The sequence below is a fragment of the Halolamina salina genome (genome assembly GCF_054653455.1).
In genome coordinates this window covers 233,131-245,077 of the sequence record NZ_BAAIGE010000002.1, presented here as the reverse complement: position 1 = coordinate 245,077, position 11,947 = coordinate 233,131, and the positions used below count along the sequence as shown (strand labels likewise).

The 11,947-nt window shown below is 69.9% G+C and carries 16 protein-coding genes; 7 read left to right on the top strand and 9 right to left on the bottom strand.

Annotation, left to right across the window (positions count from 1 at the left end; all coding sequences use genetic code 11):
* Positions 1 to 62: 62 nt before the first annotated feature.
* The 3 genes from ACYQZ5_RS01690 to ACYQZ5_RS01680 are packed head-to-tail and all read right to left on the bottom strand — an operon-like array spanning position 63 to position 2,656.
* A complete protein-coding gene (locus ACYQZ5_RS01690) occupies positions 63 to 1,046 on the bottom strand; it encodes a DUF7972 family membrane protein (RefSeq protein ID WP_379731186.1) in 984 nt (327 codons plus the stop codon).
* A gap of 54 nt (positions 1,047 to 1,100) precedes the next feature.
* Positions 1,101 to 2,405, bottom strand: coding sequence for a 5'-deoxyadenosine deaminase (locus ACYQZ5_RS01685; protein ID WP_379731185.1), 1,305 nt, complete (start codon positions 2,403 to 2,405; stop codon positions 1,101 to 1,103).
* Positions 2,406 to 2,461: 56 nt separating this feature from the next.
* Positions 2,462 to 2,656 (bottom strand): XapX domain-containing protein, encoded by a 195-nt coding sequence (locus ACYQZ5_RS01680; protein ID WP_379731184.1) that lies wholly within the window; start codon positions 2,654 to 2,656, stop codon positions 2,462 to 2,464.
* 103 nt (positions 2,657 to 2,759) lie between these two features.
* On the opposite strand from ACYQZ5_RS01680, the gene ACYQZ5_RS01675 reads away from it, so the two are divergent.
* From ACYQZ5_RS01675 to ACYQZ5_RS01650, 6 genes are all read left to right on the top strand, one after another.
* Positions 2,760 to 3,329, top strand: coding sequence for a peptidylprolyl isomerase (locus ACYQZ5_RS01675; protein ID WP_379731183.1), 570 nt, complete (start codon positions 2,760 to 2,762; stop codon positions 3,327 to 3,329).
* A gap of 126 nt (positions 3,330 to 3,455) precedes the next feature.
* Positions 3,456 to 3,797, top strand: a complete 342-nt coding sequence (locus ACYQZ5_RS01670) for a DUF5802 family protein (RefSeq protein ID WP_379817926.1) — start codon at positions 3,456 to 3,458, stop codon at positions 3,795 to 3,797.
* A gap of 119 nt (positions 3,798 to 3,916) precedes the next feature.
* Positions 3,917 to 4,054, top strand: coding sequence for a hypothetical protein (locus tag ACYQZ5_RS01665; RefSeq protein ID WP_379733306.1), 138 nt, complete (start codon positions 3,917 to 3,919; stop codon positions 4,052 to 4,054).
* Positions 4,055 to 4,094: 40 nt separating this feature from the next.
* Positions 4,095 to 4,997, top strand: a complete 903-nt coding sequence (locus tag ACYQZ5_RS01660) for a Vms1/Ankzf1 family peptidyl-tRNA hydrolase (RefSeq protein ID WP_459844913.1) — start codon at positions 4,095 to 4,097, stop codon at positions 4,995 to 4,997.
* A gap of 98 nt (positions 4,998 to 5,095) precedes the next feature.
* The gene (locus ACYQZ5_RS01655) at positions 5,096 to 6,130 is read left to right on the top strand and encodes an N-acetyltransferase DgcN family protein (protein WP_379731741.1); all 1,035 of its coding nucleotides are present in this window, start codon (positions 5,096 to 5,098) and stop codon (positions 6,128 to 6,130) included.
* Positions 6,127 to 7,167 (top strand): dipeptide epimerase, encoded by a 1,041-nt coding sequence (locus ACYQZ5_RS01650; protein ID WP_379731740.1) that lies wholly within the window; start codon positions 6,127 to 6,129, stop codon positions 7,165 to 7,167. The genes ACYQZ5_RS01655 and ACYQZ5_RS01650 overlap by 4 nt, the downstream gene beginning before the upstream one ends.
* A gap of 4 nt (positions 7,168 to 7,171) precedes the next feature.
* Here the strand turns inward: ACYQZ5_RS01650 and ACYQZ5_RS01645 are convergent, their stop codons facing one another.
* Entirely contained in the window at positions 7,172 to 8,203 is a 1,032-nt protein-coding gene (locus ACYQZ5_RS01645) for a DUF7972 family membrane protein (RefSeq protein WP_379731739.1), read from the bottom strand.
* Between the two features lie 43 nt (positions 8,204 to 8,246).
* Positions 8,247 to 9,062, bottom strand: a complete 816-nt coding sequence (locus ACYQZ5_RS01640; RefSeq protein WP_379731738.1) for a PspA/IM30 family protein — start codon at positions 9,060 to 9,062, stop codon at positions 8,247 to 8,249.
* A 92-nt stretch (positions 9,063 to 9,154) separates the two neighbouring features.
* Here ACYQZ5_RS01640 and ACYQZ5_RS01635 point away from each other — a divergent pair, with 92 nt between their 5' ends.
* The gene (locus ACYQZ5_RS01635; protein WP_379817924.1) at positions 9,155 to 9,820 is read left to right on the top strand and encodes a dienelactone hydrolase family protein; all 666 of its coding nucleotides are present in this window, start codon (positions 9,155 to 9,157) and stop codon (positions 9,818 to 9,820) included.
* Here ACYQZ5_RS01635 and ACYQZ5_RS01630 read toward each other — a convergent pair.
* From ACYQZ5_RS01630 to ACYQZ5_RS01615, 4 genes are read right to left on the bottom strand one after another with little or no spacing between them, the layout of a single operon-like run.
* Positions 9,802 to 10,224, bottom strand: a complete 423-nt coding sequence (locus ACYQZ5_RS01630; RefSeq protein WP_379732652.1) for a hypothetical protein — start codon at positions 10,222 to 10,224, stop codon at positions 9,802 to 9,804. The two genes, ACYQZ5_RS01635 and ACYQZ5_RS01630, sit on opposite strands and share 19 nt — an antisense overlap.
* Before the next feature lie 41 nt (positions 10,225 to 10,265).
* Complete coding sequence (locus ACYQZ5_RS01625) at positions 10,266 to 10,589, bottom strand: transcription factor S (RefSeq protein ID WP_379732651.1); 324 nt, start codon at positions 10,587 to 10,589, stop codon at positions 10,266 to 10,268.
* A 34-nt stretch (positions 10,590 to 10,623) separates the two neighbouring features.
* Positions 10,624 to 11,142 (bottom strand): DUF8135 domain-containing protein, encoded by a 519-nt coding sequence (locus tag ACYQZ5_RS01620; RefSeq protein ID WP_379732650.1) that lies wholly within the window; start codon positions 11,140 to 11,142, stop codon positions 10,624 to 10,626.
* Entirely contained in the window at positions 11,135 to 11,935 is an 801-nt protein-coding gene (locus ACYQZ5_RS01615) for a CopG family transcriptional regulator (RefSeq protein WP_459844907.1), read from the bottom strand. Before ACYQZ5_RS01615 ends, ACYQZ5_RS01620 begins: the two co-directional genes overlap by 8 nt.
* Between the last annotated feature and the right edge of the window lie 12 nt (positions 11,936 to 11,947).

Below are 11,947 nucleotides of genomic sequence, written 5' to 3'. Positions count from 1 at the left end.
CCCGACCGATCCCGTCAGCGCTCCGAGACCGATCCCCGTCGATTCCGCTGGCGGTTCCGGGATCAGTCCCCCTCGATCCCGTCGATGGCGCCCCGGCTCCCGTCGGTGGCCGCGAACTGCCCCGCCGCCGAGGTCTGCCGGGAGACGGTCGTCACCCGGAGGACGTAGCTCGCGACGAGCAGGAACGGGGCGAAGGAGATTGCCTCGATCGCGGCGACGAGCAGGTGGCTCTCGGGCACCCACGCGAGGTAGTGGAGGAACGTCGCGGTCAGCGCGACCGCGGGAACGGAGGCCAACACGAGCCACCGCGAGAGGCTGGCGAACTCGGATTTGGTGTACAGCGTCTTGAAGTACTGTCGCGCCGCCGCGAAGTACTGGAGCAGCCGGAGCAGTTCGTCGATCGCCTCCTCGGCCGACGGCGAGAGCGCGTCGGCGTGCTCGGCGCGGATCCGCCGGAGATCGTTGATCTGCCGGTCGTGGTTGTAGTTCATCATCGCGACCGTCACGTCCAGCGGCGAGGAGGCGCCGTCGATCCCCTCGTTCATCCGGCCGGTCTCCGCGGCGAGGTCGTCGACGTACGCCGAGACGTTCTCGCGGGCGTCGATGTCGGCGGTCGCGATGTCGTCTTCGAGCCGCTGGGCGCGTTCGAGGATCTCCCCCGAGAGCGTCCGTACGAGCGGTCCGGGCGACGCGGGGACGTGCTCCTCGTCGACCACGCCCTCGAGCTGGCGGCGGAACTCGACGACGCTCTGGACCCGGCCGAACTGCTGGTCGAGGGGGTTCTGCTCGCCGGAGACGAACAGGGAGTTGATCGAGACGACGATCGAGAAGATCAGGAACGTGCCCGACAGCATCGTGTTCAGCAGCGGGACGGTCGCGTCCCGCCCGCCGAGGTGGTGGCCGTGAGGCAGCAGCGCGTGGCCCACGGGCGCCGCGAGCACGTAACCGACCAGCAGGACGACGGCCGTGACGTGCTGGCGGTTCCCCGTCAGCACCACCCACCGGAACAGGCGCGTGAACGGCCCCTCGTCCCGTCTGAAGCGCATGGTCGTTCTCTCGCCGCGCAGTTAGTTACCGCTTGCGACCCCGGACGCCGACCGTCAGATCTCGGCGAACAGCTCCTCGGCGTACGCCTGTGCGCGCTCGCGGATCGCGGCGGCGTCGACGCCGACGTGTTCGCCGTCCTCGTAGCGCACTCGGCCGTCGACCATCGTGAACGCCACGTCGTCGCCGTGGGCCGCGAACACGAGGTGGGAGACGGGGTCGTGGACCGGCGTCGCGCGCTCGCTGTCGGTCGTCAACCCCACGACGTCGGCTTTCCACCCCTCCCGGAGCGCGCCCACCTGCTCGAAGCCAGCGGCCTCGGCGCCGTTCTCGGTCGCCATCTCGAAGGCGGTCCCGGCGGCGACGGCGGTCGGGTCGTTGTCGTCGACCTTCGCGAGCAGGCTGGCCTGCCGCATCTCGGTGAACGCGTCGAGCGTGTTGTTGCAGGGCGGGCCGTCGTTTCCGAGGGCGACGGTGACCCCGCGGTGCAGGTAGTCCTCGACCGGCGCGATCCCGGAGGCGAGCTTCATGTTCGAGGACGGGCAGTGAGTGACGTTGGTGTCCGTGTCCGCCAGCACCTCGCGTTCGGCCTCGTCGGTGTGGACGCAGTGGGCCAGCACCACGTCCTCGCCGGTCAATCCCACTTCGTCGAGCCAGTGGACGTTCCGCATCCCGGTTTCGGTCTCGACGGCGGCGATCTCGTCCTCGTTCTCGCTGGCGTGGGTGTGGATCCGGACGCCGTCGTAGCGGTCGGCGAGTTCGCGGGCGCCGCGCAGGCACTCCTCCGTGCAGGAGACGGCGAATCTGGGAGTGACGGCGTACTGAATCCGACCGTTCTCGGTATCGTGGTACTGCCGGATCAGCGCCTCGCTGTCCCGGAGGGCCTGCTCGGTGGACTGTTGGAGGCCGTCGGGCGACTCCTTGTCCATCAGCACCTTCCCCATCCGGACGCGGATCCCGCGGTCGCGGGCAGCCTCGAACGCCTCGGCGGCGTGGTGGACCGAGAGGTGGTCGATCACGGTCGTCGTGCCCGAGGCCAAACACTCCAAATAGCCGAGGTCGGCCGCGAGCCGCATCCCCTCGGCGTCGAGGCCGGCCTCCATCGGCAGCACGTGGTCGAACAGCCAGTCGAGCAGTTCGGCGTCGTCGGCGACGCCGCGGCCGAGCGACTGGACGGAGTGGACGTGCGCGCCGACAAGCCCCGGGGCGACGATGTCGAACGCGCGGTGCTCGTGGGCCGGGAACCGCTCGCGGAGGTCGGCGGCGGGGCCGACGGCCTCGATTCGGTCGCCCGCCGTGACGACGGCGCCGTCCTCGATGGTCGTCTCGGCGTCGACGACGACCGTTCCGGTGAGTAGCATCCCCTGCGTGGGAGGGTGTGGAGGATTAAGAGGCTGACTATCGCCTACAGCGCCGGTCAGAGCCCCAGCGCCTCCAGCAGGTCGAACCCCCAGCCGAGGTGCGCCATCACGTAGTAGCCCACGTAGATCCCCACGATGGCGACGACGCCCGGGAGCGCCGGCGGTGCGGGGATCGGCAGTCGGAGGAACGTGAACAGCGCGCCGGTGATGATTCCGACCGCGAGAGCCGCGACGACGGCAGCGACGTTCATGGTTCCCGGAGCGACGCGGTCCGCGAACGTAAATGCGGCTATCGGCGGCAAGTACGCGCCGGGAGTCAGCAACGTTAACCGTCGCCCGGCCGGATTCACGGACATGAGCTACGAAGACGAGATGGAGAACCCCGAGAACCCCGTCGCGACGATCCACACCAGCCACGGCGACATCGTCGTCGAACTGTTCGAGCAGCGCGCGCCGACGACCGTACACAACTTCATCAGCCTCGCGACCCACGCCGAGGACTACGAGGACGCCGAGGTCGGCCCCGAGGGCGAGGCGTGGGAGGACGACGGCGAGAAGCGCGTCGACCCGCTGTACGACGACGTGGCGTTCCACCGCATCATCTCCGGGTTCATGATCCAGGGCGGCGACCCGACCGAGACCGGCCGCGGCGGCCCCGGCTACGAGTTCGAGGACGAGTTCCACGAGGAGCTCACCCACGACGGCCCCGGGATCCTCTCGATGGCCAACTCCGGCCCGAACACCAACGGCTCGCAGTTCTTCATCACGCTGGACGCCCAGCCCCACCTCGACGGCAAGCACGCCGTCTTCGGCCGCGTGATCGACGGGATGGACGTGGTGCGCGAACTCGGCAACGTCCCGACCGACCGCAACGACGAGCCGCAGGTCGAGGCGAAGCTCGAATCCGTCGATATCGACGAGTGACGGACCTGCAACCGCCGTTCTATCGATTTTTCTTTTCCCGAACCTCACGAGCGGCGTGTTTGCGCTCCACATAAGCGTTGCCGGCAAGGCTTATCCCTACTCGTGGTAGTTGTTCACATGCACAGCATGTTCGAGCAGTTCTCCAGCGGCTACTACCTGGGCGTGTTGTACGTCCAGCCGGGCGAAGAACGGGCCGCCCTCAACGTCGAGGACCACGAGGCGGTCAACCGACAGCTCTACGGCGACAGCGAGGGGATCGAGCGGCTCGACTCCCCGCTCGTGATGAAGCTCGACGGGACCCACTTCCCGGTACGGGGAGCCGAGGGCGTCCCGACGGGGACGCTGACGGTGCCCGAGTCGCTGGCCGACGACGACCTGCCGGCGCGCCGCGAGGTGCTGCTGGCCCGCCCCGAGCGCGCGGGGCAGCTGCTCAAGTACGGCGGCTGGGAGCCGGCGGACGCCGCGTAATCCGCCGACGGAAGCGGTTCGATCAGGGCGACGTACCGCCCCGGCGAGGCCACCCTTCGACGCCGTCGAGGGACCGAAAGCGGCCCATTACTTTAAGGCAGAAACACGGTAGTCCAGTCATGGCTACCCGACAACGCGCCAACACTGTCGTGGCTGAACAGCTTCAGGAGGCGCTCGACGCCGCCGAGTGCCCGGAGGTACGCTACCACATCCGGGAGTCGATGCAGCTGCTCCACCTCGACGACGAGGAGAACTGAGCCCCGAAGCTACAAACCCCTCCCAGCCCGCGGGTTCGGTATGCTCGACCGCCTGCTGGGCCGGCGCCGCCTGAAGGAGCGCATCGAGGAGCTCGAGGAGGAGTGTGAGAGCCTCCGGGCACGGGCCGAGTCGGCCAAGGAGAGCCGCGCCGAGGCCGTCAGCGCCCGTCAGGACGCCGAACACGAGATCAACAGGCTCGAAGACCGGATCACCGAGCTCGAAGACCGGCTCGACCGCGCCGAGGGCGACGGCGAGCCGGACTTGACGTTCCGCCACGAGGAAACCGCCAGCGGCGGCCGGGTCGAGGCCGTCGCCGACCGGCTGCGCAGCGTCGACGCCGGCCGCGAGGGCGCGCTGACCGCGTTCGTCGCCGACGACGAATCGGTGCCCGAGGCGGTCCGAGAGACGCTGGGCGACCGCGCCGGACTCGTCTCGCGGGCGGCACCCTGTCTGGTCTGTGCCGACGACGCCGGCCTCGTCGCGACCGCGCTCTCGCTCCCGGTCGAACCCGACCCGTTCGTCGAGTGGGACGACGGCTTCCGGGTCGATCCCGAGTGGGTCGGTCCGACGGGTCGGCTCTGCTTCGCGCTCGTGCGCTCGGACCGGTTCGCCCTCGGGGTGTACGAGGACGGCGAGCGCGTTGAGTTCGCGGGGTTCGAGAGCGACGTGATGAACGAACACTCGAAGGGCGGCTTCTCGCAAGGGCGCTTCGAGCGCCGCCGCGACGCCCAGATCGACGAGCACCTCGAGAAGGCCGCCGCGACCGTCGAGGAGCACGCGACCGACGCCGATCGCGTCGTGATCGTCGGCGAGCGCAGCGTGCTCGGCGAACTGCGCGAGCTCGCTGACACGACCGCCCGCGTCGACGCGACCGGCGACCCCGAAGAAGCGCTCGAGACGGCGTTCCGCGACTTCTGGAGCGTCCGCGTGCGGGGGCTCTGACCGTTCAGTCGGATTCCCGGACTGCACCGTCGCGGCCGACCGAAGCGAGTGCTACCGCGGACCACCGATTTATACCCCCGCTCCCCGATCCCTCCACCATGTCCGAACAGAGACGGCTCGCGATCCTCGCCCACGAGAAGTTCCCCGACCGCGCGAAGACCGCCCTCGGGGTGATGCGCTACAGCGACGACGAGACCGTCGCCGTGATCGACCGTGACACCGCCGGCAGCCGCGTCCGCGACCACACCGACACCGTCCCGGACGCGCCGATCGTCGGCTCCTTCACCGAGATCGACGAGGACGTGGACGCGCTGCTGATCGGGATCGCCCCGATCGGCGGCGGCTTCGACGAGTCGTGGCGGCCGGACGTACGCGCGGCACTCGAAGCCGGCGTCGACGTGGTCGCCGGCCTCCACTACTTCCTCAACGAGGACGAGGAGTTCGCGACGCTCGCGGCCGAACACGGCGCGGATATCCACGACGTGCGCGAGCCTCACCCGGGGATCGGCGTCGCCGAGGGGAAATCCGACGAGATCGACGCCGAGGTCGTCCTCACGGTCGGCACCGACTGCTCGGTCGGGAAGATGACCGCCACCTGCGAACTGGTCGAGGCGGCCCGGGACGCCGGCATCGACGCCGGCTTCGTCCCCACGGGCCAGACGGGGATCATGATCGCCGGCTGGGGCAACCCCGTCGACCGCGTCGTCTCCGACTTCACCGCCGGCGCAGTCGAGGAGATGCTGCTCGAACGGGGCGACGAGCACGACGTGCTGTTCGTCGAGGGGCAGGGGAGCATCGTCCACCCGGCCTACTCCGCGGTGACCTGCGGCATCCTCCACGGCTCGATGGCGGACAAGCTGGTGCTCTGTCACGAGGCCGGCCGCGAGGTCGTCCACGGCTACGAGGACACCGACCTGCCGCCGATCGCGGAGTACGTCGACCTCTACGAGTCGCTCGCGGCGCCGGTCCACGAGACCGAGGTCGTCGCCGGCGCGCTCAACACGAAGGAGATCGACGGCGACGAGGCGGCCCGCGAGGCTGTCGAGGCGTTCGCCGACCAGATCGGCGGCGTCGCGACCGATCCCGTGCGCTTCGACGCCGCGGAGATCGTCGACGAGGTGGTCGGGGAATGAGCCTCGACACGGAGTTCGAACGCGTCTCGCTGCCGCTGGCGGACGCCTTTACCATCTCCCGAGGGACGACCGAGGCCGCGGAGAACGTGATCGTCAAGATCACCGACGAGGGCGGGATGACCGGAATCGGCGGCGCCGCGCCCTCGGCGCACTACGGCGAGACCGCGAACACCGTCGAGGCGGTGCTGCCGGACCTGCTCGACGTGGTCGAGGAGGTCGGCGACCCTCACGCGCTGACGACGATCGAGGAGCGAATGCGCCACGTCGTCGAGCGCAACCCCGCCGCGCGGTGTGCGGTGTCGATCGCGCTGCACGATCTCGCCGCCAAGCGGACCGGGCTTCCCCTCTACCGGATGTGGGGGCTGGACCCCGAGTCGACGCCGACCAGTTCGTTCACCATCGGCCTCGACACGACCGAGAAGATCCGCGAGAAAACCGAAGACGCCGTCGAGGCGGGCTACTCGACGCTCAAGGTGAAACTGGGCACCGACCGCGACCGCGAGATCATCGAGGCGATCCGCGAGGAGGCGCCCGACGCGACGCTGCGCGTCGACGCCAACGAGGCGTGGACGCCGCGCGAGACGGTTCGGAACTCGGCGTGGCTCGCGGACCACGGCGTGGAGTTCATCGAGCAGCCGGTGCCCGCCGAGGACCCCGAGGGCCTGCAGTTCGCCTACGAGCGCAGCGAACTGCCGATCGCCGCCGACGAGTCCTGCGTCACGCTGGAGGATATTCCAGAGATCGCCGACAAGTGCGACATCGCGAACCTCAAGCTGATGAAGTGCGGCGGGCTGCTCGAGGCGAAACGGATGATCCACGCCGCCCGCGCCGAGGGGCTGGAGGTGATGCTCGGCTGCATGATCGAGAGCAACGCCAGCATCGCTGCCGGTGCCCACCTCGGCCCGCTGCTGGACTACGCCGACCTCGACGGCTCGCTGCTGCTGGATTCGGACCCCTACGAGGGCATCGACCTCGCCGGGGGGGAGATGCGGCTGGCGGAACTGGGGCTGCCCGGCACCGGCGCGCGGGAGGCGTAGTCGCTCACTCCTCGAACGACGCGTCCCGGTCGGTTTCCCGCAGGATGAACGGGCCGATCGAGAGCGTCCGCTTGGTGACGGTGACGATGCGGAGCATGTACGCGAGCAGCACCGCGAACGGGAGCAGCGCGACGGCGACGACGCCCGCGATCTGCAGCAGCGCGATCGGGACGCCCGCGACGGCGCCCGGGGCCGCGTCGAAGAACAGCAGCGCCCACGTCGACACCAGCAGCGACGGCAGCGACGTCCAGAGGATGGTCCGCGAGAGGTCGATCAGCTCCCACTGGAAGTACAGCGTCTTGAAGTGCTCGCGGGCGGGCCCGAACAGTTCGAGCACGTCCGAGAGCGCCGCCAGCCGGTCGGCCGCCTCGTCGTTCAGGCTGTCGGCGTGTTCGGCCCGGAGCCGCCTCGCGGTGTAGAGCTTCCAGGAGTAGTTGAAGTCCAGCGCCGCCGAGATGACCTCGAACTCGCCGAACCGGGCGCCCTGGAGGTCCGAACGGACCCCCTCGCTGTTCTCCCGGATGGCGTCGACGAACTCGGTAACGCGCTCCCGGAGATCGTCGTCCTCGAGTTCCTCGACCGCCGTCGATACCTCGTCGGCGCGCTGCTCGGTGGCGTTGACGAGCGCCCGGAGGAACGCCGAGGGTTCGGTCGGGCTGACGGGGTCCTCCAGCAGGTCGGCCACGTCCGAGCGGAACGTCATCGCCTCCTCCATCCGACCGCGCTGGTCGCCGACGGCGCCCTGCTCCTGGGAGAGCACCAACTGCGAGAGCGTCAGCACGAGCGTCACGCCGGTCACCGTCGACCCGACGAGCGCCTGCGACAGCGTCTCGACGGGGTCGCCCTCGGCGAGCAGCGGGAACGGCTCCGGGTGGAGCACCCCGCCGACGACGACGCCGAGGAACAGGGCGCCGGCGACCCCCAGCGCGACCAGCCGGCGGTCCGCGGCCATGTAGAGCCAGAGCTTGGCGGTGCTCACGTCCGCACGCTCCCGGATTGAGTCGCTGGTCCGACCTCTGGTGCCGTCGTCGCTCACGGGGGTTCACCGTCGTTCGGGGAGGGCGAGGCGGCGCGGGGGGTCACTCCTCGTCCCGAAGCTCCTCGAGTTCGCTCTCGATCTCGGGGTCTGCCGGCTCGCTCTCCGTCTCCTCGCTCGACGACTCGTCGGCGTCGGTATCGGCGCCGTTCGAGTCCACGTCCTCGCCGAGTTCGCCTTTCAGCGTCGCGAGCTCGGACTCGACCTCGGTGTCGGTCCGCCCCTGTTCGAGCTCGCGGTCGATGCGGTCCTCGTCGGAGAGGGCGCTCTCGAAGGCGCCCGACTCCTCGAGTTCGTCCATCGCCTCCGCGCGGGCCTCCATCTCCTCGGTGCGCTCCTCGGAGCGTTCGATGGCGCGGGTCACGTCGGCCATCTCGTCGCCGGCGCCGGTCATCGCCTCGGAGACGCGCGTCTCAGCCTCGGCGGCGTCGTGGCGCGCCTTCAGCGTCTCCTTCTTCGTGCGGAACTCCTCGATCTGGCTCTGGAGCTCCTCCTTCTTCTCGACGAGGCGGTCCTGTGACTCCTGGAGGTCGGCGATCTGGGCCTCCAGATCCTCGATCTCGTTCATCTTCGACTTCTTCTTCTCTAACGCCTCGCGGGCGAGGTCGTCGCGGTCCTGCCGGACGGCCTCGCGGGCCTGTTCGTTGTGCTTCTCGACGTTCTCCTCCAGCCGGCGCTTCTGGATCTCCAGCCGTTTCTTCTGGGTCGTCAGGTCGGCGATACCCTGTTTGACCTCCTGCAGCTGGTCGCGCATCTGCTCGTAGGAGTAGTCGAGCGTCTCGTTCGGGTCTTCGGCGCGGTTGAGCACCGAGTTCACCTTCGACCGCACGATGTAGGAGGCGCGCGAGAGGATTCCCATGGCCGGGTATGCGGTCGTCAGCGCCTTAAAGTTCCCGCGGAGCCGCGGTTCCGAGCGGAAGGCGCTTGGCGGCGGCGGCCCCAGCCCGACCCATGAGCGACAGCGAGCCGATCGTGATCCCGAGCGCGCGGGACGTGCGGGCGAACCTCGATGAAGGTGCGGCCGGCGATGATCGGCCGGCCGTAGCTGGCGAAACTGACGCCTGCGTCGTCGCCTGCCCACCCCACCCACAGCAGGGCGGCCACCGCGGCGACGGCCGCCTCGTCGGGATCAGCGACCACCTCACCGCGGCCGGCGTCGACTGCCTGCGGTTCGACTACGGCGACTGGGACGAGGGGTACGGCGAACTCGGCGACACGTACGCCGCGATCGAGTGGGCGAGCGAGCGCTACGACCGGATCGGACTGACGGGGTTCAGCTTCGGCGCCTGCCTGACGCTGCTGGCGGCCGGCGGGACCGAAGTCGACGGCAGCGCGGGCGCCACGCCGGATCTCGCCGCCGTCGCCGCGCTCGCGCCGCCCTCGCGGCTGAACGACGACCTCAACGCGGTGCCGGCGATGGAGCGGATCGAGGCGCCCGCGACGGTGGCCTACGGCGAGCGCGACGACCTCGCGGACTGGGAGCCGGTCGTCGAGCGGGCCGAGGAGCTGGGCTGGGAGACGACGGCGCTGTCGGCGGATCACTTCTTCGTCGGGCGGACCGAGAGAGTGGCCGAGACCATCGGGGGGTTCCTGCTCGACTACTGCGCCTCGCGGTAGCCCGTGACGACGTAGCTCGCGGTCAGCACGACGACCATCGCGAGCACGAACGCCCAGAAGCCGGCGGAGAGGGCGCCGGCGATCAGCGACGGCGAGAACCCCGTCTCGGTCAGCCGCCAGCCGAACAGTGCGGCCGCCGCGAGCGCGCCGACGACGAACGGGGCGAGGAAACGCGGGTCCCACAGCGATCCCCCGGTGTCGGCGTAGCTCGTGACGTAGTTCCGGAACGTGCCGACGAAGACGTACACCGCGAACGCCCAGAGCAGGCCGCTGAGGACCGCCGTGAGGACGTTCACGAGGCCGAACCCGTCGGTACCGCTACCGAACAGCGAGCCGGCGGTACCGACGAAGAAGGCGGCGACGACGAGGACGTGCCACGGTTCGAAGCGGTCGGGGAGGGCCATACTGGCCGGGGTCGAAGGGGCGAAAGAAAAGCGTGCCGGCGTCAGTTGTACTCCCGCCAGGTGTTGTCGCACTCCTTGCAGCGCAGGAACCGCGTCGGCGGCTCGTCGGCGGAGGCGGTCTGCTTGATGTCGTACCACGCCTCGTTGTGGCCGCACTCCTCGCAGGTCACGTCCGAGGCGGTGGGTTTCCCCTCGTACTCGGCGTCCTCGTCGGCCTCGATCAGGTCGCCCTCGGTCTGTTCGTCGGTGGAGACGAACGCCGCCTCGGCCTCCTCGTCGCGGGGCTGGGTGGCGTCGCACTCCTGACAGACCATCAGGTCGCCCTCCGCGACCATCATCGAGCCGCAGTCGTCGCAGAACTGCATACCCGAGGAAGGGGACCGCCGCAGGAAAGGCTGTTCACTCCTCCCCGGTGGTGAACCCCGAGAACGCCTCGTCGTCGGCGGCGACCTTCGGGCAGCCCCGGACCCGGAAGTGGCCGTTGTCGACCAGCTCGACGATCACGGTCCCCTCGTTGGTACAGACCGCGTCCGGCGGCGCGGCGAAGAACTCACACCGCTGGCAGTACTCCCGCTTGTCGATCACGTGCTCGTCGGGCACGCCGGTGGATTCGACCGACGACTCCACGTCGGCCTCCATCCGGGACTCCCCCTCCAGCAGCTCCTCGGTCTCGGCGTCGCCCTCGACGACGGCGTCCCACACCGCCTCGCCGTCGAGGTCGCTGACGTCGACCTCCTCGAACAGCTCGTCCGACCCCGCAGCGTCGGCCGGCTGGTCCTCCGCGACCGTCTCGAAGGGACTCTCCCGGTCGGCCTCCCCGTCGTTCTCCCGCTCGGCGTCGACGCGCTCACGCAGCCCGGCGAGGGGAAGCTCCTCGTCGTCATCTTCCGGGTCGTCGAAGCCGTCGTCCTCACTCATCGTCCTCGAACACCTCCTCGGCCGCCTCGGGGTCGAACGACTCGCCGGTCAGCGCCGGCTGGTCGCCGGTCACGAGCGTCGCGGAGCCGAAGAAGCGACGCCCCGGCTCCACGTCGACGAACGCCTCGTCGCAGTGTGGACACCGCGGCGCCGACAGCAGGCCGACGTGGACCTGCCGCTCACACGCGCCGCAGTCGGCCGCCCCCACGTTCCGGCGGTTGGCCTCGGCCTGCAGCTCCTCGACGGCGCTCCGGCGGGCGTCGGCGGCCTCCAGTTCGGTGACCCGCCGGCGCAGGCTCACCACCGCGTTCGCGAGCGTATCGAGCTTCTCCTCGGCGTCGTCGGCGCGGTCGACCAGCGAGGAGAGCACCGCCTCGTAGTTGTCGAACCCGCCCTCGACCTGCCGGTCGAGCTCCGCGAGCGACCGCCGGAGCGCCGCCACGTCGTCGGCGCCGGCGTCCTCGATCTCCTCGATCCGCGCTTCGAGTTCGGGGTGGTCGTGCTCCTCGTCGGCCTTCGCCTTCGCGACCTGCATCACCTGCACCACGCGGTCGCGCACGTCCTCGACCCGATCGTCGACGTCCGCCTCGACCGCCGCGACCCGGTCGGCCAGCTCCTCGACCTGCTGGTCCAGCGGCTCCGTGTCGGTCGCGTCCTCGGCTTCCGAGAGGAGGCGGTAGGTCGCGACCGCACGGGCGAGCAGCTCCCCACGGTCCCGGCCGGTCTCGGCGGCCCGATCGTCGAGCCACGCGTCGAGTTCGGTCGGGAGTGACTGGGGTTGCTCCTCTGCCATTACGGGAGGATA